This window comes from Pandoraea sp. B-6, assembly GCF_000282835.1.
GTDB lineage: Bacteria > Pseudomonadota > Gammaproteobacteria > Burkholderiales > Burkholderiaceae > Pandoraea > Pandoraea cepalis.
In genome coordinates, this window is sequence record NZ_KB290560.1 from 62111 (window position 1) to 86909 (window position 24799).

Here is a 24799-nt window from a genome sequence, read left to right on the forward strand (position 1 = left end):
CCCACATTGAGTGGGTAGCAATCGTTTGAGGGAGGACCAGGCGAGAAGGACAGCGAGACGACCTGGAACTCCCAAGCTGGGGCGGGGTTGCTCCCTCATTGCGAGCTCGGCAGGCCGTCTCAGAAACTGCCCCACCTTCGCCTTTGCTTCCCTGAGTGCTTCCAATCGAAGCGATGCAATCAGCCTAGCTATTAGAGGCCGAGATCCGACAAGCCGGGATGATCATCCGGACGGCGGCCGAGCGGCCAATGGAATTTCCGCTCTTCTTCCTTGATTGGCAAATCATTAATGCAAGCGTAGCGATTCACCATCAGACCGTCCTCGCGGAACTCCCAGTTCTCATTGCCATAGGACCGGAACCAGTTGCCGGAGTCGTCACGCCATTCGTAGGCGTAACGCACGGCAATCCTGTTACCCGTGAACGCCCACAGTTCCTTGATGAGACGGTACTCCAACTCCTTCGACCATTTACGCTCAAGAAACCCTCGGGCTTCGTCGCGGCCGTTTGCGAATTCAGCACGGTTGCGCCAGCGAGTATCCAGGCTGTACGCGAGGGACACTTTGGCAGCGTCGCGGGTGTTCCAGCCATCTTCGGCCAGGCGCACTTTCTCGATGGCGGATTCGCGTGTGAAAGGAGGAAGCGGCGGACGGAGTTCAGTGTTAGTGGACATGGTATTACCTCAGTGGTTGGCGGATGAAGACCCGATACCGGGCCGAAGGGCGGATAAGAGCAGTGCTGCGTGTTCTTGAACGATTAGTCTGGCGATTAGCCCGTGTGCATGGCGGACTTCGCTCGGTTACGCCGCGAAGATGATGTAACCGCCCGAGTGCGTCATGATGTGCGCCCAACGCACGGCCGCGTACAGGCTCTCGGCGCAAGCAAAGTCGCTGCCGTCAATCGCGACGACCCACTGGTCTTCTTTGAGGCGAAGCGCGAGCCGTTGGTTGTCGACCAGATCGCTGTACCAGCGCCACGTGGCCAGGTTCGACCTATCCGCCTGCAGAGCTTGATGAAGGGCAGCGACTTGGCAATCTGAGTGGCGCATGACCGTCTCCTCGAAGTACCGATCTTTCAATGATGTAGACAGGTCTGTATATATATTGATGTAGACAGATCTGTCTGTCAAGGAATTTCCGCGCGTCACTACACCGCGTCACGGCACCTTTGCAGAGACAGGTCTGTCTGCGATACTGGAGGCATCGATTGGGTAAAAAAGGGGGCCGAAATGTCACAACCTTCCGCACGCGACCGGATATTGGAAACTGCGGCGTGCCTGTTCTATCAGGACGGGTTCCGTGCCACAGGCATCGACAAGATCATTGCCGAGTCAGGCGTCGCAAAAATGTCGCTTTACCGCCATTTCGCCTCCAAGAACGAACTTATTGCGGCGTTTCTGGACCGTCGTCATGAGTTCTGGATGCGCTGGTTTGTCGAAGAGGTGGAGGCTCGTTTTGCTCAGCGTGCCGGGTTGTCCGTCATCGCAGAAGCCTTGGGCGAATGGTTCGCGCAGGAAGACTTCCGTGGTTGCGCGTTTATCAATGTGGTCGCCGAAGCCGGATCGACGGGAGACCCTGGGCACCTTCAGCAGGCCGTATCCCATAAGCACTCGTTGGAGCAGTACATCTCTGAACTCGCTGGCCGCCTCGGGCTGCAGTCACCTGCTACCGTCGCCGCAGATGTGATGATCTGCGTAGAAGGCATGATTGTGCGCTACCAGATGACACATGATTCCACGGTGATTGATTCGGGCAAGCGCGTACTGGCGAGAATCGAGGACGGCGCCTCAACAAGGCGCAGGTCCAAAGCTGCCTGACGGGGTCATTTTTGCGTGGACATCAACACACTGGAACAGTAGCGCGAACTCTCGCTCCACCTCATCGGTTAGCGCACACCAGTCATAGCTGGACTGCTGCCAGTGATGCGGCAACAACGCGGTGATCTGACGGATTTTTTCGTACCACTGGTGTCTAGAGATTCACGGCCCGAAATAGCCGAGCAGATCAGAGGAACCATTATCTCTAGATTTCTTTGGTACGAAATTTCCCGGGCAGGTCACAGAGCACGTCAATAACCTCCCACGCGTTCGATGCCAGCGAGTAAACGGATACTCGGTCTCCGCTATCGAAGAAAAGGCGAATGGCCGTAGTGAGTTGCCTTCGAGCGGCGGCAATCTTCGTTAAGTACATGCCATCTATTCCTGCGCGTGCAGCTTGTGGAAAAGCTCGGCCATCGCCTGCCTGTACATCTCGGAGTCCTTTTCGGCGTCGTCGGGATGGGCGTGCTGCACCATATAGCCCGCCATCATGTGCGTAATTGCGTTCGCCTCGGTCCTGACCCACTCTGCGAGTTCGACGACGGGCGCATAGTCGGCCGCATTATTAGTCTCGGGCCACGGCCAGCCGTGATGCATAAACCATCGGTGCATCAATTCGTTCCGACGCTCTATCAGGGTATTTAGCCGATCCTCCAGATCCGTGGCAATCTGGCCTCTATCGGAGAGCGCCTTGACCACGTTCGAGGATGCAGTTTTGTATTTTTTCTCATCGATCATGCCGCCGGACGCCTCGCGATAAACCTCGTCCGTGATCATCTTGAAGCCTTCGTGGATCGACACGAAAGTCACTTCGAACATCTGCATCGCGATTACCGCGCGTCCGATCGCCGCGTAGGCCTGCTCCATTTTCCGCTCTCCCGGTGGTGAACCAGCGCAGGAATTGTACAGGCGAGCGAATTCGACCGCGCATTCGCGGATAGCCGACGACAAGTGGATCGAATGACCGAAACGCGTCGAGTTTCAGCCGTACGTCTTCGTTAAACGAGCGTCGCTTCATGGCCGATACCTGCCCGATGGCAACGGCGGATGTTGGCGGGACGCCCGATCAACGAGATGTTAAGTCGGGAAGACCTCCATCTTCCCTCGGGCAAGTCCACACTGGATTGTCGCTAAGTCGGGTATTCCAAAATCCGCAAAAATCGGTAGTCTGTGAGGCTTCGGCGAATCATGGATCCTCGCTGCACGAAAGCAATCATCCGGATCTCTCCATGACTGAACCTCGTTTCACATTCCTTGACCAGCACGAATGGGAAAACTGGTTGACTCAGAACGGCGGTACGTCGACCGGGATATGGCTACGCCTTGCCAAGAGGGGTACCGGGCTGCAGACATTGACGTATGAGCAGGCGCTGGAAAGTGCCCTTTGTCATGGCTGGATCGACGGTCAAAAGCAGACGGAAAGTGATGAATACTGGTTGCAACGCTTCACGCGACGCTCCGCAAAAAGTATCTGGTCCCGGCTCAACAAAGAGCGGGCTGAAACGCTGATCGCCGCAGGCAGAATGCTGCCTTCTGGCATGCGGGAAATCGAGAAAGCCAAAGCGGACGGCCGCTGGGAGGCTGCCTATACCTCGCCCAGTAACTCGGTCGTGCCGGACGACCTGCAGGTCGCACTGGATGCCAATCCCAAGGCCAGCGAGTTCTTTGCAACGCTGAGCGGCCGAAACCGCTACGCGATCCTGTTTCGGATACAGAACGCCAAAACGCCCGCGACGCGGGGGCGCAGGATCGAGGCGTTCATCGGCATGCTGAATCGCGGTGAAACCATTCATCCCTAAGCCGGGCAATTCAACATTCAAAGCAAGTCGCCGGACGATGCCGCGCGCAGGGTGGGCGACCCGCTGCGCGCGCCTTGTGCTGTGCGTCGAGGCCCCGACGCTGCCATTTGGTCGTGCGGAGATGGGGCGAAGCGTTACGCTCCGCAACCACGCGCGAGCGAGCAGATCAGGTCGAGACCGTCTCCAGTTGAATGCCCTTCGTTTCAACGCCGAAGAACCAAACACATGCGGCGGCAATGCCGAAACAAACCGCCCCGAACAGAAATACGGCGTCGCTCGTTGACCACGTGACGATCGCTCCCACGAGGGTCGGGCCCAACAACGCGCCAATTCGACCGCAGAACGAGGCGTATCCACACCCCGTGGCGCGCGCCCGCGAAGGAAACAATTCCGGTGTATAGGCATAGAGGACCGCCCACATACCAAATGCGAAGAATTGCATGCTCGCCCCTGCCACATAACTCGACCACTGGTCGGCCCCGGCCTGCAACACCTGGCCGAAAACATAGGTGGCGAGCGCGCCGCCAACGAGGGTGCCGACGCACGTCAACTTTCGCCCTAGACGTTCTACCGACCACGCCGCGACGAGGAAGCCGGGAATGCCGCCGAGCGAGATACAGACCGTGAACAGAACGGACTGCGTGACGGCGACCCCGCTCGCCTGCTGCAGCGCGCCAAGCCATGTATTCAAACCGTAGAATCCGAGAAGCGCGAAGAACCAGAGCGTACCGACGACCAGCGCGCGAACGCGGTAGTTCGCCGACCAGATGACTCGCATGCCGCGTTCTTCGAGCAGACTCAACGAGGCGATCGGTGGAACGTGGGGCAGGACATTCAGGTGAAGTCGGCGCATGACCGACTGCTCCACGCGCGCCACAACCGCATCAGCTTCGGCATACCGTCCCTGCGATTCGAGCCAACGAGGTGACTCCGGTACATAGCGGCGAATGACAAACAGGAACAGCGCGGGCACGGCCTCCAGGGCGAACAAGACGCGCCAACCGTGGTGCGCCAGCACGTAGTAGGAAAGCAGTCCGGCGCTGATGAAAGCGATAGGCCAATTACCGTCCATCAACGCCAGATACTTACCTCGCTTGTCGGTGGGAATGAACTCCGACAGCAAGGTTTGCGCGAGCGGTAACTCCATTCCCATGCCGATCCCGAGCAGTAACCGGTACGCACTCAACTCGACCGGTCCCGATGCGACGGCACAGAGCACGCTGCCCAATCCCCAGACCACCATACTGATCTGAAACACCGGCTTTCGTCCGAAGCGGTCGGCAGCAATGCCCGAGCAGATTGCGCCGATCGCCATGCCGACGAAGCTCGAACTTCCGATCATCCCGGCCTGCACATTGGTAAGTGCGAAGTCGGCCTTGATCGATCCGAGCACGAACGTCATGGTGGCCAGATCGATATTGTCGAAGAAGAATGCCAGCGCTATGACGAGAAACAACCAACGGTGATACCCGCAGATGGGCAGCCGCTCCAGGCGTTGGGCCGCCGTTACACGACCGACTTCAATCGATTGCATTTTCATTCAACCTCCTCCGTTTTGACCGATCTCGTGGAATGTGTCAGTACCGGAGATCGGTACTGACATCCATCAATGTGGGCCGCCAAAACTAGTGAGGCGCGCGGGAAAATGTCGCATGCAATCGGAGTTACGCCAAGATGATGCTGCGGGATCACGCGGCACGCTTGCAACGCAAGCGACGGCGCGCGTCTCCACACTGCCCAACGCGATTATTTCGTGCGACTGAAGCGATGAGGATCGAACGCTCCTTCCGGGAGGCCCGACACGCACGCCCCTCGCTCGAATGGATAGCGAAGATAAGGTGCTTGAGGCTGGCCCGGCGGCGAATACTGGCCGTCTGCGAGAATGCGCTTCTTCGCGCTGAGGTTCTCGATCTGACATCGAATGGCCACGATCTGATTCGCGGCCCCCGGTTCGATGGCGGTGTAGTCGTTTTCCGGGCGAAACTTGCCCAATGCCTGGTTCTGATGTGCAATCACGTCCTGTGTTTCCATGCGGGTGAAAGCTTTGCATCGCGCGATGACGCTGTAGTACTCAAGACTGGTGTTCTGCCCTTTGGGCGCTTTGAGCAATGCGACGGGGCGATCGATCACGATAACAATGTGCGGATCTTCCTGGATCAGTTTGGAAAATTTTCCGAATCGCGAGCAGTGAATCAGGAAGGCGTCGCCTGTAAACGTAAAGCTTTGTGGCACCACGTAGGGAAACGGCTTGTCGTTCACGGCCACGCGACAGATCAGCTCGTCGCGCAAAAACGCTTCGATGGCAGGCCAATCGGTCCACGTCAGATCCGTTCGGCGCATTGTGTTATCAAGATACTCAGGCGTCATGATCCATGTCTCCTGTTGAAATGATGAGTTGTTGTTCTCGCCCGGGCCCTACCCCGATGCCCGCGACGCGACACGCCGTTGCCTCCTGGACCGCCAGGACAAATTTTTGCAATGACAACGGAAGCAAAGAGAAGGCAAGCGGGGTATCCGGGAGGGCGTCGAAGGCGGGGAAGTGGCGGATTGTCGGAATCCACCGACCCTCCCGTGCCTCGTCGACCAGGACGGGAATCCGACCGTCGCGTGTCTTTGAGAACAGCGACAGGCAATCGCACTTGTTCAGATACAGTTCGTCCACGCCATGACGCTCGACGACCGCAGCCAGCTCGGCAAGGTCGAGCCGCCCGAGACGGCGCGGCCGTCCGCTGCCGGTGCCGTATTCTCCCGTCAACAGGCGAAGGGCGACGCCGACCGCAAACTCGTCCTCCGACGCCAGCATTTCGTGAGCGTCGAAACGGTCTTGTTCCTCACGCCAACCAATACCGCGCAGCTCGGCGTCTGCGCAATAGCGGGCTGACTGGTCTCCTCCGAATTCGGAGCGAAACGGCCCCGCGCCGACGCGCGAAGCAATGGCCTTCGCGACACCGATCGTCTTGCGGTGATATTGACTGGGAAGATCGCCACCGACGAAGGCAAATGCCGGCGCCGTATGACTGGCGGTGACATAAGGCTGTTGTCCGCCGGTGACGTCGAGCATTACGGACTGGGCACCTTCGAACAGAACGCGGGCCCCGCCCTTGACCCTGCGCGTAAGCCATCGCGAGTCCGCGACGACGATTGTGCTCTGTAGGTCTTGCCATGCCGCGCGCATGCCTGTGATTGCGACGGCTGTCGCGGCTAAGGCTTCCGACGAGTTGTCGTGTAAAGCCGCGTAACGCGCCATCTGCTCGAACGCGCCCGCTTCGTCGGCGACCAGATCGCGAATCTGTACCACGGTGCGTATGCCGCGCTGCCAACGGAGCGACAAGTCTGCATAGCATGGACCAATGCCGTTGCCGGTCGTGCCAATGCCAGCCCCGTGTCCGGCATCGAGATCGAGATGCACGGGCTGAATGACCGTGCAGTGTTCACTCAAGTACAGCCGCGTTGCCAACTGACAGCCGGCGTTTCGGAGCGTGGTGATTTCGTCGGAAAGTTTCGTTAGATTGACGACGCATCCGGAGCCGATGTAGAGCAGCTTTCCCGAATGAAATACGCCTGAAGGCACCTGGGCGAGTCGAGCGCTTGCGCGTGGAGTCTGCACCGTGTGGCCTGCGTTCGCACCACCATTGAAGCGGGCGACGATGTCGTAATCGGCCGCAAGCATGTCGACGATCTTGGCTTTTCCCTCATCGCCGTATTGGAGGCCGACAAGAACATCGGCATACCCCGAGCCGGCGCTCATGAGGCGAGGGCGAACGTGGCTTCCACCTCGACGGGCGCATTGAACGGCAGACTTGCCACGCCGATGGCGATACGGGCATGCGCTCCCGCCTCGCCGAAGAGCTGCGTCAGTAGTTCTGATGCCGCGTTCACGATAAACGGCGCGTCGGCAAATCCTTCGGATGTCGCGACGAATCCGCCTACCCGCAACACGCTCTCGACGCGATCGAGGCGTCCGTCGGTGGCAACGTGGGCCCAACCAAGAAGATTCATCACGCAAAGCCTCGCCGCACTTCGTGCGTCATCGGTCGAAACGTTGGATGGCACTTTGCCCACCCAAACGGGCACGCCATTTCGCACCGGCAATTGCCCAGAGACGATGAGCGTGTTGCCATGCAATTTGAAGGGCTTGAAAGGGGCCGGTGCCACCGTAAGGCTCGGCAATGCCAGCCCCGCTGCGGTGATGCGGTCGTAGATGTTCATGAGATCTCCAGAATGGCGCCGCGGCTGCGGCTGCCTGTCAATTCTGGATGATCCGGCAGGTGGGGAATGTAGCGGCGACGCAGACGTATATCGCGATTGCGCCAATCGACATCAGGCGACTCAGGGCTTGAAAAATTCCGTCGGCGTGCAACCGAGCGCCTTGCGGAACATCGCGCTGAAAGCGCTTGTACTGTCATAGCCGAGCGACGAGGCAATGTCCGTCACGGAATGTTGCGCGCTCAGCATCTGCACGGCCACGAGCAATCGGGCTTGTTGCCGCCAGCGCGTAAAGGTCATGCCGGTCTGTTCCGGAAACAGCCGGATGATGGTGCGCTCGCTGGCGCCCACGACTCTGCTCCACGCCGCGACGGATGTCTCTTCCGAGGGATTCGAAAGAATCCACCGGCAAATGCGGGCGATGCGCTCGTCCGACGGCATGGGAAGGTGCAGCGGCTCGGTGCTCAGCGGTCGAATCTCATGAAACAGCAGATCTACGACGGCCGCATCCCGGCTATTGGGCGCATAGTCGACAGGCATCCGGGTGACGGCGTCGATGAGTTCGCGCAGCAGCGGCGACACCGACACCACGCAGCAATCGCTTGAGCGAAGCGGGGCGCGGTCGGCATCGAAATAAAGCGTGCGCATTTCGATGGCGCCGACCGCCTGCATGCAATGCCTGACGCTCGGCGGTACCCAGACAGCGCGCAGCGACGGCACGACCCAGTTGCCTTTCGCGGTGGTGACGACAATGGCACCCGTGCTTGCATAGATCAGCTGTCCACGGATGTGTTCGTGATAATCGATGAAGAAGCGATCCGGCAGGTCGCGAGCCATGCCACCCACCGGCCGCGCGATCCGCTGGTAATCGTCTCGATCCTCACTTTTTCCGAACATGGCGTAACCTCGTCATAGCTTGACACTTGTCCGCGCGCCGCGGCGTCGTGTGTCTCTTAGATTCGGAATTTGCGCCGTAACGATGCGGCGCGAGATCGACTTCCATTCCGATAAGTGAGGCTAGCATGCCGGTTTACCGTTCATTTGATCAAGAGGCGTTGGATCGTCAGTACAACGTTCGCGCGGGCATTCCCGATCATCTCGAAATTTTTTCTCGTTGGGCCCGCACTGGCGAAGCCTTCCGTCGCGCCAAGACGTTCAGGGGGGATGTCGCGTACGGCAGCGAGGCGAAGCAGACCTACGACCTGTTTCCCGCGCCGGGGCAAGGCCGGCCAACGCTCGTGTTTATTCATGGCGGCTACTGGCAATCGCTGGATAAATCCGATTTCAGCGCGCTGGCCGGTCTATATCAGGCCAACGACATCAACTTTGTGGTCGTGAACTATCGCTTGGCGCCGGAGGTACGGATGGCGGAAATCGTCGACGACAATCGCCAGGCAGTGCTGCACCTGTACCGAAATGCCGCGAGCCTCGGCATCGATCGCGACGCAATTTATGTTTGCGGCAGCTCGGCGGGCGGTCATTTGACGGCTGCATTGGCAGGCACTGACTGGGCGTCGTTCGATGCCCCCCCCAATTTGATCAAGGGGGCGTGTGCGATCAGCGGTCTTTACGACCTTGAGCCGATACGCCTGTGCTATCTGAACAAGGCGATTCAGCTCGATGAAGATGACGTGGTCGCCTTTAGCCCGATCCATCATCTCCCTAAAGTACCGCTGGCGTACATTCTCAGTGTGGGCGGAGACGAGTCGGATGAATTTCATCGACTTCAGGCACAGTACCAAACGATACTGAACGACCACGGTCTGGACGTACGGATCGTGCGCCAGCGTGACGGCCATCATTTCGATGCCGTTGACCGAGTGGGCGAAGCGGGGAGCGATCTTTCGAGCGCGATTCTCACCATGATCAACGCCCGATAATTGCCTGTGGCATTGCGTGTCCGGCCATGCGTCGCGATCCTTCGTGATCGACGGACTGTGGTCGGTTACCGCCGCTGGCGAATGGTCGCTCCTGGCACCCTATTGCGCCGGGCGCGATTGTCACCGGTTGCCTTAAGCGGACCCATCGGCCCGCCGACGTGTTAAAATCCTTGACTGATCAAACATTGATCCGTCAAAAAATGGCTCCCAGTCCCAATACCCCGCATTCGGCGGGGCAGGTATTGCCGTTCCGGCAATCGATCGTGGCGATGCTCGGCCTGTGTTTCTGTACGATGATGGTGGCGCTTGACCAGACAGTGGTCGGTACCGCGCTGCCGACCATCGTCTCTGAACTCAAGGGTTTCGAGTACTACGCCTGGGTCGCAACCTCGTATCTCCTCACCTCCGTCATCACCGTGCCGATCTTCGGACGTCTCGGCGACTTCTACGGACGCAAGCCCTTCGTCGTTGCGGCCATCATCATCTTCACCGCCGCATCGGTCCTGTGCGGCGCCTCGAACAGCATGTTGTTCCTCGTCATTGCGCGCGCTCTGCAAGGTATCGGCGGCGGCATGCTCGTCGGCACCGCATTCGCCTGCATCCCCGAGCTGTTCCCCGATCCCCACGTGCGTCTGCGCTGGCAGGTCATGCTCAGCTCCGCCTTCGGGATCGCCAATGCCATCGGGCCCTCGCTCGGCGGTTTCCTCACCGAAGCCTATGGCTGGCGATCGGTTTTCTACGTCAACCTCCCCGTGGGTCTGCTCGGTCTGTGGTTTGTCGGCCGTCACCTGCCGCATATGCGCGCCGGCGGGCACGGCAAGGCGAGCCTCGACTGGCTCGGCGCCGTCCTGATCACCGCCACGCTCGGTAGCCTGCAAATGCTCGTCGAATGGCTGCCCGCCGATGGCCTCTCGCGCGGCGTGCTCATGTTGCTCGTCGTGTTGGCGATCTCGTCGTATGCGCTTTACCAGTGGGAGCGGCGCACGTCGCATCCGATCGTGCCGTTCGAAATGTTCCGCGACAAGAAACTTGCGCCGCTCTTCGTGCTGTCAGCCTTCGCCGGCTTCACCATGTTCGGGGTGCTGTTCTACGCGCCATTGCTGCTCCAGGGCGGCTTCGGCCTCTCGCCGAGGGAAACGGGTCTGCTGATCACGCCGATGGTCGTGTGCATCACCGTCGGCAGCATCGTGAACGGCCGGCTCATCACGCGCCTGCCAAATCCGAACGTGATGCTCTACGGCGGCTTCTTTCTGCTCGCGCTCGCGTGCGCCGGCGTGATCACCACGCATCGCGGCACGCCGCATGCCCTGATCGCCACCTACATGCTGTTCGCCGGACTGGGCCTCGGTTTCGTCATGCCGAACCTCACCGTCTTCGCCCAGGAAGTTGCCGGGCCCGCGCACTTGGGCATCGCCACCGCGCTCATGCAATCGCTGCGCATGATCGGCGGGATGCTCGGCACGGCCATCGTCGGTACGCTCGTGAACCACAGCTACACCGGCCGCGTGACGGATGCCCTCGCCGCCAACGGCGGTACGCATTGGGTGCCGCAACTTGCCGATCCGCAGATCCTCGTCAATGCGCAATCGCAAAGCGATTTCCTGAGCGCGCTCGCACCCCTGGGGCAGAATGGCGCGCTCTTCATCGAATCGGCTCGCACGTCGCTCGTTGCCGCCATCCACAACGGGCAAATGATGTCGCTCGCGGCAGCGCTCGCCGGTCTGTGGTTCGTCAAGCGCGTGCCGCTCATTCGTCTGACGCGCGGCGCCAAGCCGCAGCCGCCCGTCGGGGAGTGACGCGATGCCCACACCGCAAAGACGCAACGTTATCCAGCAACTCGGCCAGACCTATCGGGCGATGATGCTTGCCTTCGACGCTCAGGTCGGACACCCGCTGCCGCGCTGGCGAATCATTCTCGCGCTGGCCGAGCGGGGTACCTGTTCTCAGAAGTTTCTCGCGGAACATTGTCGTCTCGATCCGGCGTCGCTCACGCGTCAGTTGAAGGCGATGGAAGCGCTCGGCTGGATCTCGCGCGCGACCGATCCGCACGACAACCGTCTTACGAACGTCACGCTTACCGTCGCCGGCATGGCCGTGTACGACGAGGCGACGCCACGCCGTCAGGCCTTCTTCGACGACGCGCTCGAAGGCATGACGCCCGCCGAGATCGCAACGCTGGAAAGCGCGCTCGGCCATCTGGAAGCGCAGTTCAAGTCGGTGGCGTCGCGAGCGAAAGCGACCGATACGGACGCGAAGTCAAGTGGCGACGCGACGCGACCCGCGCACGTCGAGACACCGACGTCGGCGTTAGCCACGTCACCCGGCAAACGCGCGTCGCGCAGTCGAGCGTAAGCGCCTCGTCGCGACGCGCCGTTGCTCACATCGCGACCGTATTTGACGTAAAAAAGCCGCCCATCGTGAGCTGCATCCCAACGGTTGGATTCGCGTCCAACCTCGCGGGGCAGTTCACATCGGGCGGCTTTGTCGTTGTAGCGCGCTACAGCGGCTGGAGCGATACGCGTTACGTTGTCGATGCGCGATCAGAAGAACGTCTGCACGATGTCGACGACGTTGTAATCGCTGTCGATCACCGGCAAATGACGCCATTTGTCGAACGTGAGGCACGGATGCGAGATGTCGAACGCGATCATGTCGCCCACGCGGATGTTGTCGCCCGGGGCGATGCGCAGATACGCGTGCTGATCCATCATGCCCGTGACTTCCCAGTGCGCCGGCGTCGCCGTCGGCGTCTTGCTCTCGCCCGGACGGAACTGCAGCGCCGGTTCCGGCATGCCGGCATCGAACGCCGCGTCGCGCTTGCCGAGCGCGATGATCGCGCGCTCCGGCTCGGGAATCGACTGCACATACGCCCAGAGTTGCAGCGCCGGTTGCAGTTGCGAGCGCATCTGCTTCGCGATCGGATTGCGCGTGGCAATTTGTGCCTGCGCGGCCTTGTAGATGCCGACGTCGTGCGTGAGATAGCAGCCCGGGCGCAACACGACGTCGAGCGGCGCGCCCACGTCCTTGTGCGCGAACTCGTCCGCGACGACGTCGTACCACGCCGAACCTGCACCCGAGAGTACCGCCGGCGTGCGCTCGATACGACCCGCCGCCACCAGTTCGCGCGTGATGCCCACCGCGCGTTGCAGGAACGCCCGAATGTCCGCTTCGGTGCTCAGCACCCCCTCGTAGACTTCTACACCCGCGAGCTTGACCGCGTCGTGATACTGCGCCAGAGCGTCGAGCACGGCCTGCTGCTGCGCGGCGTCGCGCACCCCGGTACGGCCGCCGGTCACGCCCAGTTCGATGAGCACCTGGATCGACTGACCGCGCGCACGGAAGAACTTGCCCAGATGCTCCACCGCGGCGGCGGAGTCCACCAGACAGAAGAATTCGAAATCGGGATCCGTCAGCAAATCGGCGATCAGCGCCATGTTGCGCTTGCCGACGAGCTGGTTCGCCATGAGCACGCGTCGCACACCGTGGTGATACGCGGCGTGGGTCTGCTGCGCCGTGGCGAGCGTGATGCCCCACGCGCCCCCCTCGAGTTGGCGGCGGAACAGCTTGGGCGCCATCGTCGTCTTGCCGTGCGGGGCGAGTTTCACGTCGTACTCATGCACGAAGCGCTGCATCCACGCGAGGTTGTGACGGATCTTTTCCTCGTAGAGCACCGCCGTCGGCAGGCTCAGATCTTCGTCCAGCAGATTCCATCCCAATCCGGCCGTCGCGGACGGGGCGAGCGGGACTTCCATCGCCCCCAGACCCTTGTTGAGGGTATCGATCATGCCGTGCTGATAGTTTGTATCATTCATTGGGAATCATCTCCGTGACGATGCGGATAGGGCCGCTGGATGCCTCCTATAATAGCTTTTAATTCCCTGTGTTTGACAATTTTGTTATAAAGTACCAAAAAAGTTGCCAAACCTATCAGCAAGGCACCCCGGCACGGCGTCGTGGGGGCCACATGGACCCGAGAGATGCCCGAAACCTTCGATATCGTGACGCGCGTTGCCGAGCGCACCGACGCGCTGAGCCAGGCGGAACGCAAGGTCGCGCAGGTGGTGCTGGACGATGTCGCCGGCGCGGCAGCGGTGTCGATCAACGTGCTGGCCGAGCGCGCGGGCGTGAGCGAGGCGAGCGTGACGCGTTTCGCCAAGGCGATGGGCTGCCGCGACGTGCGCGATCTCAAGCTGCGTCTGGCGCAAGCCGCCGTCGTCGGACAGCGCTTTTTCGGCGCGAACGCGGCGAGCGGGCCGGACGGCTCGACGGAAACCATCGACCGCATTGCCGACGATATCCAGACGACGTTGCAGTTGCATCGCAGCCTCATCAAGCCGGACACCGCGCGTCGCGCGGCGGCCCGGTTGCTGTCGGCGCGCATGGTGTACGCGTTCGGAATGGGGGGCGGCTCGTCGCTGATGGCCGATGAAGCGCGTTACCGGCTTGTCCGGCTCGGACGCCCGGTCGCGACCTATCAGGACGCCGTGCTCGCCCGCATGGTTGCCAGCACGCTCGGGCGCGACGACGTGGTGCTCGCCTTCTCGGTGAGCGGCCACACGCCGGAGCTGGTCTCGGCCTGCGAGATCGCCCGCGAGTACGGCGCGCAGGTGGTGGCGGTCACGGCGACCGGCTCGCCGCTCGCGGCGCTGGCCGACGAGGTGCTGCCGATCCGTGCACTGGAAACGGATTTCATTTTTAAGCCGTCGTCGTCGCGTTACGCGATGCTGCTGGCGATGGACGTGCTGGCCACGGAACTGGCGTTGCTCGCCAAGCCGCAGAGCCAGGCGCTGTTGCGGCGGATCAAGTACGTGCTCGATACGCATCGGGGCGGCGGCGATCGCCAGCCCCTCGGAGACTGACATGACTGACTGCCTCGCGAACCGAACGGTCGACACCCTTATCACCAACGTGCGTCTGGCGGACGGCTCCGGCGCGCCCATGACCAACGAGCGCTTCGACGTCGCGCTGCGCGACGGCCGTATCCATACGATCGCCCCGGCCGGTGCGCTCGCCGGCTGGCACGCCGCGCAACAGATTCGCGGCGACGGCCAGGTGTTGAGCCCGGGCTTCATCGACGTACATACGCACGACGACACGAACGTCGTGCGCACGCCCGACATGACGCCGAAGCTCTCGCAGGGCGTGACGACGGTCGTCGTCGGCAACTGCGGCATCAGCGCGGCGCCGGTCACGCTCAGGGGCGATCCGCCCGATCCGATGAACCTGCTGGGCGACGCCGACGCATTCCAGTATCCGACCTTCGCCGCCTACGTTACCGCGCTCGAAGCCGCGCAGCCCGCGATCAACGTGGCGGCGCTCATCGGTCACACCGCGCTGCGCAGCAACCATATGGATCGCCTCGACCGGCCCGCGACCGAGGCCGAAATCGAAGGCATGCGCGCCCAATTGCGCGAAGCACTCGAGCATGGCGCATTGGGGTTGTCGACGGGGCTGGCCTACGCGAACGCGAATGCCGCGCCGACGGAGGAAGTGCTCGCGCTCGCCGAGCCGCTCGCCGCGGCGGGCGGTCTCTATGCGACGCACCTGCGCACGGAGTTCGCCGAGATTCTCGAAGCGCTTGATGAAGCCTTCCGCATCGGCCGTCATGCCCGCGTGCCGGTCGTCGTCTCGCACCTGAAGTGCGCGGGCGTCGACAACTGGGGACGCAGCAAGGAGATTCTCGACGCGCTCGACCAGGCGCAGCGCTTCCAGCCGGTCGGCTGCGACTGCTATCCGTACACGGCCAGTTCGTCGACGCTCGACCTCAAACAGGTGACGGACGACTTCGACATTCTGGTGACGTGGTCGCAACCGTACCCGGAGCAGGGCGGCAAGCTGCTCGCGACGATCGCGGTCGAGTGGGGCGTCGACCTGATGGAGGCCGCGAAGCGTCTGCAACCGGCGGGCGCGGTGTATCACTGCATGGAGGAAGACGACGTGCGGCGCATTCTGCGGCACCCGGCAACGGTCGTCGGCTCCGACGGGCTGCCGAACGATCCGTTGCCGCATCCGCGTCTGTGGGGCGCCTTCCCGCGTGTGCTCGGTCGCTACAGCCGCGAGCAGCAACTGTTCCCACTGGCCGAGGCCGTTCACAAGATGACGGGGCTCTCCGCCGAGCGCTTCGGTCTGACGGACCGGGGGCTGGTACGCGAGGGGTATTGGGCCGACCTGGTGCTGTTCGATCCGGCCACCGTGGCCGATGCCGCGACCTTCACCGATCCCATGCAGCCTGCGTACGGTATTGCGGCGGTGTGGGTCAACGGCGTGCTGGCTTGGCAGGATCGCGCGCCTACGCAGAATGCGCGCGCAGGCCGCTTCGTGCGTCGCGGCACACCGCAGCCGGTGCTTTGAATGAGTGGAAATGAAACCGTTTAGTCGAAAGGAGCAATGATGAGCATCAAACGATATGGCGTGGAAGGCGGGCAGGGCACAGGCGGGCAGCGCATGCCGTTCGCACGCGCGACCGAAGCTGACGGCTTTCTGTTCGTCTCGGGTCAGACCCCGATGAAAGATGGCGAAGTGATCGACGGGGGCATCGTTGCCCAGTCGCATCAGGCCATCCGGAACATGCTGGCGATTCTCACCGAAGCCGGTTACGGACCCGAGCATGTAATGCGCATTGGCGTGTGGCTCGACGACCCGCGCGACTTCGCGTCGTTCAACAAGGTGTTCAAGGAGTACTTCGGCGATCATCCGCCCGCGCGCGCCTGCGTGGTGTCGAGCATGGTGATCGACTGCAAGGTGGAAGTGGACTGCGTGGCATACAAGAAGCCAGCCGCATAAAGCCCGAAGGGCAGAGGGATCGAAGGCCCGCGGCATGCGGGCTGTGCATTGACGAACACTTCAGTACCCGTTTCACAAAGTTTGCGGTTTGGCTTCGATGGCGGGTGTCGTCGCGAGCGCGCAGTCTTCAATCTCCTAACCCAAGAGGAGGTGGACTGTGACACTAGGATCAATTTCCGGGATCGCGCCGACGATGCAAGCACCGCAGACGGACGTCGAGGCCGTCGATGAGCAACGCGTCACGATCGATTTTCCGGCGTCGCCCGATGACGTCCGTTTGCGCTCTCAAAGCACTAGCTCGTGCCGCCTCAGCATGGCGGGGTGTACCAGCGGGATGTCGGGGCTGGTAACGCTGGTACTGGGATTGGCGGGACTCGCGACCGCGGCCTACGTCTGCGTTGAGACCGATAAGCAGGCCGGTAGCGCCGTTGCCAATAGCGAGATTCAACGGCTGGGATATGGCTTCGGTGGGAGTGTGGCCGTCCTGGGGGGCATGCTCGTGACGTATGGCGTCGGTCAGCTCTGCTATGCCGCGGCGAAGCGTCGTGAAGCTCAGGAAGAGGCGTTGGAGCTTAGCCAGCAGGCGCGATTCGAATCGACGATGGGAGAACTCCGTCCGTGAGCACGTTTGAGATTCCCCAGGGCAAGCGGCCATCGTCGCAGCATATCGCCAAGGAGATCGACGTGGCGCTGGCGGTGGTGCGCGACGCACAAAAGCAGCAGGCGGCGATGGGCATGCCGAGTCCCGGCGCGTGGGACGCGATGCAGTGCGATGCCGCGTATCGCTGCGGCTATGGTGCTTACGAGCGTGGCGACTACGCGCAGGCGATCGAGTGCTTCGCGCCGCTGTTGTCGGCGTGTCCGCTCCAGGCCGACTACGCGGTGGCGCTGGCGCTCTCGGTGCAACGGCTCGGTGAACCCAAGGCGGCGCTGTCGCTGTTCATGGCGGCGGCGTTGCTGGACGAGGCGTCGCCCGGCCCGATGTATCGCGTTGGCGAGTGCCTGATCGAGTTGCGCCAATTCGACGCGGCCTATCGCGCCATGAAGGAAACGCTGCACCGCTGCGCCGGTCGACCCCAGTATGCCAACGTGGGCAACGCGGCCCGCCGGATGATGGCCCGCGTCAGCTTCATGCGCTGACTCCCCTCTAGATGTGCGTGGATTGGCGACGGGTCTCATCAACCCGTCGCTTTTTTTCGCCCTCGGCTTATTGGCGAGCCGTGCGGGCGTTGTCCGGCATCGGCAACGTGAAGTTGGTGCGGAACGGGTTGATATCGAGTCCGCCACGCCGCGTGTAGCGCGCGTAGACGGCCAACTGGGTCGGTTGGCACTGGCGCAGGATGTCCATGAAGATCCCTTCCACGCATTGCTCATGAAAGCCAGTGTGGCGCCGGTACGAAATCACGTACTTGAGCAGCCCTTCCTGGTCGATGGGCGGGCCAACGTAGCGAATCTGCAGACTGCCCCAGTCGGGTTGTCCTGTCACCGGGCAGTTGGACTTGAGCAGGTTCGAGACGAGGGTTTCCTCCACAGGCGCTTCGCCCTGTGCGGCCTTGAGCAAGGTCGCATCCGGCGAATAAATATCCGTGTCGATATCGAGCCGGTCGACGAGCAGGCCGTCAAGTTCGTCGAGTTCGAGTTTGGCGAAGCCGCCCGGCTCGACGAGACGCACCTGCACCGCCGCGCCTGCGGCTTCGGACAGATCCTGCTGAATCAGCGCCCGGGCGGCATCGGCATTCGCCAGTTTGGTCTGGGCGAATGAGCCGAGATACAGCTTGAACGATTTCGATTCGATGATGTTCGGCGAGTCGGCCGGCACCATGGCCGTGAGCAACGCGATCTGCGGCTTGCCCTTGTCGTTGAGCCACGAGAGTTCGTAGCCGTTCCAGATGTCGGCGCCAAAGAACGGCAGGACGTCGGGTACGCCGATGGCCGCGCGCGCCGGGGCACGGGCGATCGCGAAGAGCAGGGACGGGTCGTATTGCTCGGTGTAGGCAACTTCCTTGCCGAGCGGAGATTGGTCAGGCGTGGTCATGGTTGGCAATGCCGCTGATAACGTGTCCGGTCGGGCTCACCCGCGCGGCGGACTCGCAGTGGCGTGTCTGATCGTCAAAGAAGAAATCGGGCTCGAATTCGCGCAGGAACGCGCCCTTGTCGAGCCCACCCAGGAACATCGCCTCGTCGATGTCGATTTTCCAGTCCATCAGCGTGCGGATGGCCCGCTCGTGGGCCGGGGCCGAGCGCGCCGTGACCAGCGCCGTGCGGATTTTGACCGGCACTTCGTGGCCCGCCAGGCTTTGCAGGCGATGCAGGGCCTGCAACAGCGGCTTGAACGGACCCGGCGGCAGCGGGGTCGCGGCACGTTCGGTCTCGTGCTGCTGGAACGCGTCGAGGCCGTTGCGCTGGAAGACCCGTTCGGCTTCGTCGGAGAAGAGCACGGCGTCGCCGTCGAAGGCGATGCGGATTTCGTCGGGATGCAGCTCGGCTTTTTTCGCCGAGTCGGGATAGACGCGCGCGGAAGGAAATCCGGCCACCAGCGCACTGCGCACGTCGCGCTCGTTCGCGGAGAGAAACAGGTGCGCGCCCAACGCATTGAGATAACCGAACGGATCGCGCCCGCGCGTGAACACGCCGCGCTCGATCTTGAGGTCGACCTGACGCGCCGAACGAAACACGCGCATGCCGCTCACGGGATCGTTGCGCGAGAGGACGACGACTTCCACGCGGTGGTTGTCGATCTCGTTGCCCTGGTTGAAGGCGAGGAGCTTCTGCACGAGCGGGAAGGCGACGCCGACGCGTGCGGGCACGTCGAGGCGGTCGAGCTGGTACTGCCGGTACGATCGGTCGTCGCCGCCAGCCACCCCGGCCTCGTACACGCGGTTCTCTTCTTCGAAGTCGAACAGCGCGCGCGAGGATATCGCGACAACGAGTTTGTTCTCGAGCGTGATCGGCATGGTGGCAGCGAAACTCCTGTCGTGAGGCGGTGAGCGGCGGCGTCTATCGGGCCGGCTTACGCGAGGAACAGCTTGTAGACCGGGTTGTCGCTCTCGTCCCAGTAAGGATAGCCGAGCGTGGCGAGGAAGTCGCGGAACGCGGCCTTCTCGTTGTCGGGCACCTGGATCCCCACGAGGATATTGCTGTAATCGGCCCCCTGGTTGCGGTAGTGGAACAGGCTGATGTTCCAGTTCGGGCTCATGGCCGAGAGGAAAGTCATCAGCGCGCCCGGACGCTCCGGGAACTGGAAGCGGTACAGCACTTCATGGCTGGCGAGTGTGGAGCGGCCGCCGACCATGTAGCGGATGTGCTGCTTGGAGAGTTCGTCGTTGGACAGGTCGAGCGTGGGAAAGCCGTGGCGTTCGAAGCCGGCTTTGATGCGCTCGCCTTCGTCGCGGTTGTGCATCTGGATACCCACGAAGATGTGAGCGCTCGACGCTTCGCTGATGCGATAGTTGAACTCGGTCACGTTGCGGTTGCCCACCACTTCGGTGAAGCGCTTGAAGCTGCCGCGCGCTTCGGGAATGGTGACGGCGAACACGGCTTCGCGGGCTTCACCGACTTCGGCACGCTCGGCCACGAAGCGCAGACGGTCGAAGTTCATGTTGGCGCCGGAGGTGATCGCGACGAGCGTTTCGCCTTTGAGCTTTTCGCGCTCGGAGTAGAGCTTGGCCCCGGCCACGGACAGGGCGCCCGACGGTTCGAGCACGCTGCGGGTGTCCTGGAAGACGTCTTTGATGGCGGCGCAAAGTTGGTCGGTGTCCACGCGCACGACTTCGTCGAGGTAGGCCGCGCACAGGCGGAAGGTCTCGGCGCCGACGTATTTGACGGCGGTGCCATCGGCGAAGAGGCCGACGTCGCTCAGCAGGACACGTTCGCCGGCGTGAATCGATTGGGCCATGGCGTCGGAGTCGACGGATTGCACGCCAATGACTTTGATCTCGGGCCGCACGGCTTTGACGTAGGCCGCCACGCCCGCAGCCAGGCCGCCACCGCCGATGGGCACGAAGATGGCATGCAGCGGTCCCTGGTGCTGGCGCAGAATTTCCATGGCGATGGTGCCCTGGCCGGCGATGACGTCGGGGTCATCGAACGGGGGCACGAAGGTCAGGCCGCGCTCTTCTTGCAATGTCATCGCGTGGGCGTAGGCGTCGCTGTAGGAGTCGCCCGCGAGCACGACTTCGACGGCGCGCCCGCCGTGGGTTTTCACGGCCTCGATTTTCACCTGCGGCGTGGTGACGGGCATGACGATGACGGCCTTGCAGCCCAGGCGCGCAGCAGAGTAAGCGACGCCTTGCGCGTGATTGCCTGCCGATGCGGTGAGCACGCCGCGCTCGCGGTCGGCTTCGCTCAGGTTGGCCATCTTGTTGTATGCACCCCGAATCTTGAAGGAGAACACCGTCTGGTTGTCTTCGCGCTTGAGATAAATTCGATTGTGCAGACGCATGGAGAGCGTGCGTGCGAGTTCGAGTTCGCTTTCTTTGGCGACGTCGTAGACTTTGGCGGTCAGAATCTTCTTCAGATAGTCGGGAGCTGCGTCGGACATGATTTAAGGCTTCTTCAGGTTAGGCACATCGAGGAACGAAAGGACAATGATAGACCAGCACGTCCGCCGGGGCGGTCGCGCTTGGTTTCTCGGGAAAAAACGGGAAAGGAGAGTGCGCGCCCTAGCGAAGGTCGTCTGGGGTGTCGATGTCGCGCACGATTCCGGCGTCGTCGACATCGACGATCGTAATGTGCCCGCTAATCAACAGGTCGCGCGCGCCGATGTCGCCATCGAGGGCGCTCAGGCGCGGTGTCAGGGCGGATCCGAACGCGACGGGGTGGCCGCGTTGTCCCTGGTAACTCGGGGCGACGATGGCGTCGGGCGACGTGAGTCCGCCGGCAATCGCGCGAATGGTGTTCGGATGAATGTAGGGCATGTCGGCCAGCGCGATGAGCCAGCCGTCGAGATGTTCGAGCCCCGAGGGCGGCGCTTCGTCGACGCCGGACCGGATGCCGGCGGCAAGCGTTGCGCCCATGCCGCGTTGGGTGGCATGGCTCATGACGACTTCACACCCGGCCTGCAACAGCACGCTCTCCAGCTCGGCCGAGTCCGGGCGCACCACCGCGATGACGCGCGGCAACACCGCCAGCAGCGCGTGGGCGCTGGCGAGGGCAACGGGTCGGTTCAGGGGATCGCCAGGCAGCGGCGCGAGCAGCTTGTTCCTGCGCCCCGCCGCATCGAAGCGGGTACCGAGTCCGCCTGCCAGTAGAATGGCCACGGGCGGCGTCGAGGGTCGGGTCATGGGGGTGCATTATGCGCCAGACTCTTTGTTTCTGCCAAACGCGTGCGTGTACCCTCTCGCGGGATGTGCCGACCGTCCGGTCGGTCATGGAGGCAGGGTTGCCGCCATTTTTTCGGTCGTTTTTGTCTTTTCCCGGAGTTGCATGGAGTCGTTCATCACCTGGCTGCTCGGCGTGCTGGCCCTGCCCGGCGTCGGCCTGCCGGCCATTTTCCTGGTGTCGTTTCTGTCGGCCACGCTTCTGCCCATGGGCTCGGAGCCCGCACTGTTCGGCTATGTGACGCTCAATCCACATATGCTCTGGACCGCCATCGCGGTGGCCAGCATAGGCAATACCGCTGGTGGCATGCTCGACTGGTGGATGGGCTTCGCCGCTCGCCGCGGCTTCGTTCGCCTGAAAGCCCGCCGACGCGCGCACGCCCGTACCGCCGCACTCGCGGGCGGCCCGATGCCAGAGCCCGCCAGCACGAAGCGCCCCAACGGACAAGCCCCGATGAATGAGCGCTATCACCGCTGGATGCGCCGCTTCGGCCCACCCCTGCTCCTGCTCTCCTGGCTGCCCGTGGTCGGCGACCCGTTCTGTACCCTCGCCGGATGGCTGCGACTCTCCTGGCGCGAATGCCTCTTCTTTATCGCCGTCGGCAAAACGCTTCGCTATGTCGCCATCACGTTTCTGATGCTGCGCGTGCCCGAGTCGTTTTGGCACGGCATCTTTGCGCCCTTTAAACATCTGCTCATTGGCTGACGACCGGGCTGACGCCTGGACTGACACACACACCGGTGGTCATGCCACGCGCTTCCTTCTTCCTATGCCCGAGAGGCCGGACCGGGGCCCCTTTCCGCCTCTCAAACATAAACCCAACTCGCTGCAGAAAGGGGCCCCGGTCCGGCCCACCGTCACGCTCCCCCAAGCCCAACCCGCCCGACGTGCGCTTGCGCTACGCCTTGCCTCCCTTTCCGTTACGCCTTCGTCAGGTCGAACGGCAACGCCCGCATCCGCTTTCCCGTCAACGCAAATATGGCGTTCGCATACGCCGGCGCCAACGGCGGCAACCCCGGCTCTCCCATCCCCGTCGGTGCATCCCCCGAACCCACAATGTGCACACTGATGGCCGGCATGTCGGGCAAACGCGCCACCATGTATTGATGGAAGTTGCTCTGCTCAACTTCTCCATCCTTCATCGTGATCGCCGCGCCCGGTATCGTCATCCCCAATCCCATCAAGGCCGCTCCCTCGACCTGCGCCGCCACCGTCAACGGATTGACCGCGAAATTGCAATGCACCCCCGCCGTCACACTCACCAAACGCGGTGAATCATTGCGCATCTCAGCCACTACGACGTACGCCACCACGGAATCAAACGACTCATGCACCGCCACACCCCACGCCTGGCCCGACGGTAACTGCGCTTTTCCATAGCCGGAACGTTCAACCGCCAACGCCAACGCCTCCCGGTGCCGAGGATGCTTATCTCCCATCAACCCATACCGATACGCCACCGGGTCCTGACCCGCTTCCTTCGATAGTTCGTCTATCAATGTTTCCATGACGTACGCCGTATGCGTGTTGCCCACGGATCGCCACCACAGCACCGGCACGTTGACCTGCGGACTGTGCAACGTGAGCCGCAACGGCACCGCATATGGGGTGCCCGCAACGCCCTCGACGCTGGTGCCGTCGATGCCGTTCTTGACCATCATCTTTTCGAACGGCGTGCCCTGCAAAATCGACTGACCCACGATGGTGTGATCCCACGCCAGCACGTTGCCCTTGGCATCCAGGCCGATCTCGGCACGATGGACGTACATCGGACGGTAGTAACCGCCACGGATGTCGTCTTCCCGGCTCCAGATCACTTTCACCGGCTCACGATGCCCCGCACGCCGCCACGCTTTCGCCACCTGGGCCGCCTCGACGCCATAGTCGGACGTCGGGACCGCGCGGCGGCCAAATCCGCCGCCCGCCATGAGCGTGTGCAGTTTGACCTGCTCGGGCTTGAGGTCGAGCGTGCGCGCAATGGCGGCCTGGTCGACGGTCTGGAACTGTGTGCCGGTCCACACTTGCGCGCCCTTGTCGGAAAGCTGCACGGTGCAGTTGAGCGGCTCCATCGGCGCGTGCGCCAGGTACGGGAAGTGGTATTCGGCAACGAGGGTCTTGGGCGCACCCTTGAGCTTGGAGATGTCCGCGTCGATCGCGACCGTGCCCGGCGTCTTGGCCATTTCCACATACTTGGCCAGTTGGGCGGTCGTGTCGACATGCTCAACGCCCGTCGTGTCCCACGTGGCCTTGAGCGCGTCGCGCCCGGTCTTGGCCTGCCAGTAGCCATCGGCAATGACGGCCACGGCGGTGCCGCCCCGGTCGTCCGGGATCTCGAGGACATCGCGCACGCCCTTGACCGCACGCGCAGCTTTGGCGTCGAACTGCTTCACTTTGGCACCGAACACGGGCGGGCGAGCAACGACAGCAACTTTCAGGTTCGGCAGCTTGAAGTCCATGCCGTACATCGGCACGCCCATGGACTTGGCCCGCGCGTCGAGCCGTCCCGTCGGCTTGCCAAGCAGGCGGAACGCCGAAGGTTCCTTGAGCGCGACATCGGCCGGCACCGGCTGCGCCTGCGCGCGCGCGGCAAGACTGCCGTACGTGGCGCGCTGGCCGTTCGGGCCGAGCACGACGCCGTTCTCGGTGCGCAACTGCGCCGCCGGCACTTTCCACTGCTGCGCCGCGGCCGCGATGAGCATGGCCCGAGCAGATGCGCCAATGCGCCGGTATTGCAGCCACGAATGCGCGACGGAGCCCGAGCCCCCCGTCATCTGGATGCCGAACACGGGGTCTTTGTAGACGTCGGCCGCCGGCGCCAGCTCGCTGCGCACTTTGGCCCAGTCGCAATCGAGTTCTTCGGCGACGAGCATGGGCAGCGCCGTCTGTACGCCTTGTCCGAAATCGAGGCGGTTGACCTGGATGGTGACGGTGTCGTCCGGCGCAATGCGCACGAAGGCCGAGGGCACGACGGGCGTGGCGGGCGCGCCCCGGGCGCGGG

The 24799-nt window shown here is 62.6% G+C and carries 25 protein-coding genes; 11 read left to right on the plus strand and 14 right to left on the minus strand.

The genetic code is table 11. The features are described 5' to 3' along the window. Positions 1–191: 191 nt before the first annotated feature. On the minus strand, positions 192–671 hold the full coding sequence (locus A985_RS0121975; protein WP_026132284.1) for a nuclear transport factor 2 family protein: 480 nt from the start codon (positions 669–671) through the stop codon (positions 192–194). Between the two features lie 126 nt (positions 672–797). Beyond that, entirely contained in the window at positions 798–1046 is a 249-nt protein-coding gene (locus A985_RS0121980; protein ID WP_017235536.1) for a hypothetical protein, read from the minus strand. A gap of 180 nt (positions 1047–1226) precedes the next feature. On the opposite strand from A985_RS0121980, the gene A985_RS0121985 reads away from it, so the two are divergent. Further along, positions 1227–1814, plus strand: coding sequence for a TetR/AcrR family transcriptional regulator (locus A985_RS0121985; RefSeq protein ID WP_026132285.1), 588 nt, complete (start codon positions 1227–1229; stop codon positions 1812–1814). Between the two features lie 378 nt (positions 1815–2192). On the opposite strand, the gene A985_RS0121995 is transcribed toward A985_RS0121985, so the two are convergent. Beyond that, the gene (locus tag A985_RS0121995) at positions 2193–2681 is read right to left on the minus strand and encodes a hypothetical protein (RefSeq protein WP_017235539.1); all 489 of its coding nucleotides are present in this window, start codon (positions 2679–2681) and stop codon (positions 2193–2195) included. Positions 2682–3043: 362 nt separating this feature from the next. Here A985_RS0121995 and A985_RS0122000 point away from each other — a divergent pair, with 362 nt between their 5' ends. After that, on the plus strand, positions 3044–3613 hold the full coding sequence (locus tag A985_RS0122000) for a YdeI family protein (RefSeq protein WP_017235540.1): 570 nt from the start codon (positions 3044–3046) through the stop codon (positions 3611–3613). A 166-nt stretch (positions 3614–3779) separates the two neighbouring features. Here A985_RS0122000 and A985_RS0122005 read toward each other — a convergent pair whose 3' ends face one another. The 5 genes from A985_RS0122005 to A985_RS0122025 all read right to left on the minus strand — a co-directional run bounded on the left by A985_RS0122005 (position 3780) and on the right by A985_RS0122025 (position 8716). Next, complete coding sequence (locus A985_RS0122005; RefSeq protein ID WP_017235541.1) at positions 3780–5153, minus strand: MFS transporter; 1374 nt, start codon at positions 5151–5153, stop codon at positions 3780–3782. Between the two features lie 206 nt (positions 5154–5359). Further along, on the minus strand, positions 5360–5980 hold the full coding sequence (locus A985_RS0122010; RefSeq protein ID WP_017235542.1) for a pyridoxamine 5'-phosphate oxidase family protein: 621 nt from the start codon (positions 5978–5980) through the stop codon (positions 5360–5362). Continuing rightward, positions 5970–7361, minus strand: a complete 1392-nt coding sequence (locus A985_RS0122015) for an adenylosuccinate synthetase (protein ID WP_017235543.1) — start codon at positions 7359–7361, stop codon at positions 5970–5972. The genes A985_RS0122010 and A985_RS0122015 overlap by 11 nt, the downstream gene beginning before the upstream one ends. After that, positions 7358–7822, minus strand: coding sequence for a RidA family protein (locus tag A985_RS0122020; RefSeq protein WP_017235544.1), 465 nt, complete (start codon positions 7820–7822; stop codon positions 7358–7360). Before A985_RS0122020 ends, A985_RS0122015 begins: the two co-directional genes overlap by 4 nt. 120 nt (positions 7823–7942) lie before the next feature. After that, on the minus strand, positions 7943–8716 hold the full coding sequence (locus A985_RS0122025) for a helix-turn-helix domain-containing protein (RefSeq protein ID WP_017235545.1): 774 nt from the start codon (positions 8714–8716) through the stop codon (positions 7943–7945). A gap of 125 nt (positions 8717–8841) precedes the next feature. Here A985_RS0122025 and A985_RS0122030 point away from each other — a divergent pair, with 125 nt between their 5' ends. From A985_RS0122030 to A985_RS26615, 3 genes are all read left to right on the plus strand, one after another. After that, positions 8842–9699 (plus strand): alpha/beta hydrolase, encoded by an 858-nt coding sequence (locus A985_RS0122030; RefSeq protein WP_017235546.1) that lies wholly within the window; start codon positions 8842–8844, stop codon positions 9697–9699. A 200-nt stretch (positions 9700–9899) separates the two neighbouring features. Beyond that, positions 9900–11495, plus strand: coding sequence for an MDR family MFS transporter (locus tag A985_RS0122035; protein ID WP_026132286.1), 1596 nt, complete (start codon positions 9900–9902; stop codon positions 11493–11495). 4 nt (positions 11496–11499) lie between these two features. Beyond that, the gene (locus A985_RS26615) at positions 11500–12051 is read left to right on the plus strand and encodes a MarR family winged helix-turn-helix transcriptional regulator (RefSeq protein ID WP_017235548.1); all 552 of its coding nucleotides are present in this window, start codon (positions 11500–11502) and stop codon (positions 12049–12051) included. A gap of 188 nt (positions 12052–12239) precedes the next feature. Here the strand turns inward: A985_RS26615 and A985_RS0122045 are convergent, their stop codons facing one another. Further along, positions 12240–13511 (minus strand): amino acid deaminase, encoded by a 1272-nt coding sequence (locus A985_RS0122045; RefSeq protein WP_017235549.1) that lies wholly within the window; start codon positions 13509–13511, stop codon positions 12240–12242. 165 nt (positions 13512–13676) lie between these two features. On the opposite strand from A985_RS0122045, the gene A985_RS0122050 reads away from it, so the two are divergent. From A985_RS0122050 to A985_RS27250, 5 genes are all read left to right on the plus strand, one after another. Further along, complete coding sequence (locus tag A985_RS0122050; RefSeq protein WP_017235550.1) at positions 13677–14558, plus strand: MurR/RpiR family transcriptional regulator; 882 nt, start codon at positions 13677–13679, stop codon at positions 14556–14558. Position 14559: 1 nt separating this feature from the next. Beyond that, positions 14560–16050, plus strand: coding sequence for an amidohydrolase family protein (locus tag A985_RS0122055; RefSeq protein ID WP_017235551.1), 1491 nt, complete (start codon positions 14560–14562; stop codon positions 16048–16050). 39 nt (positions 16051–16089) lie between these two features. After that, complete coding sequence (locus A985_RS0122060) at positions 16090–16482, plus strand: RidA family protein (RefSeq protein ID WP_198288736.1); 393 nt, start codon at positions 16090–16092, stop codon at positions 16480–16482. 157 nt (positions 16483–16639) lie between these two features. Then, entirely contained in the window at positions 16640–17104 is a 465-nt protein-coding gene (locus tag A985_RS0122065; protein WP_157211553.1) for a hypothetical protein, read from the plus strand. Then, the gene (locus A985_RS27250; protein WP_017235554.1) at positions 17101–17622 is read left to right on the plus strand and encodes a hypothetical protein; all 522 of its coding nucleotides are present in this window, start codon (positions 17101–17103) and stop codon (positions 17620–17622) included. The genes A985_RS0122065 and A985_RS27250 overlap by 4 nt, the downstream gene beginning before the upstream one ends. 67 nt (positions 17623–17689) lie before the next feature. Here A985_RS27250 and queF read toward each other — a convergent pair whose 3' ends face one another. The 4 genes from queF to A985_RS0122090 form a co-directional block, all read right to left on the minus strand. Continuing rightward, positions 17690–18517, minus strand: coding sequence for an NADPH-dependent 7-cyano-7-deazaguanine reductase QueF (gene queF, locus A985_RS0122075; RefSeq protein WP_017235555.1), 828 nt, complete (start codon positions 18515–18517; stop codon positions 17690–17692). Then, complete coding sequence (locus A985_RS0122080; RefSeq protein WP_017235556.1) at positions 18504–19436, minus strand: 5'-nucleotidase; 933 nt, start codon at positions 19434–19436, stop codon at positions 18504–18506. Before A985_RS0122080 ends, queF begins: the two co-directional genes overlap by 14 nt. A 56-nt stretch (positions 19437–19492) precedes the next feature. Further along, the gene (gene ilvA, locus A985_RS0122085) at positions 19493–21022 is read right to left on the minus strand and encodes a threonine ammonia-lyase, biosynthetic (RefSeq protein ID WP_017235557.1); all 1530 of its coding nucleotides are present in this window, start codon (positions 21020–21022) and stop codon (positions 19493–19495) included. Positions 21023–21143: 121 nt separating this feature from the next. Further along, the gene (locus A985_RS0122090) at positions 21144–21764 is read right to left on the minus strand and encodes an NTP transferase domain-containing protein (RefSeq protein ID WP_017235558.1); all 621 of its coding nucleotides are present in this window, start codon (positions 21762–21764) and stop codon (positions 21144–21146) included. 142 nt (positions 21765–21906) lie between these two features. Between A985_RS0122090 and A985_RS0122095 the strand changes: the two genes are divergently transcribed. Continuing rightward, positions 21907–22506 carry a YqaA family protein gene (locus A985_RS0122095; protein WP_017235559.1) on the plus strand — a complete coding sequence of 200 codons (600 nt, stop codon included), beginning with the start codon at positions 21907–21909 and terminating at the stop codon, positions 22504–22506. A 215-nt stretch (positions 22507–22721) separates the two neighbouring features. Here the strand turns inward: A985_RS0122095 and A985_RS0122100 are convergent. Then, the coding region (locus A985_RS0122100; protein ID WP_157211554.1) for a xanthine dehydrogenase family protein molybdopterin-binding subunit at positions 22722–24799 on the minus strand (2078 nt) is incomplete at its 5' end.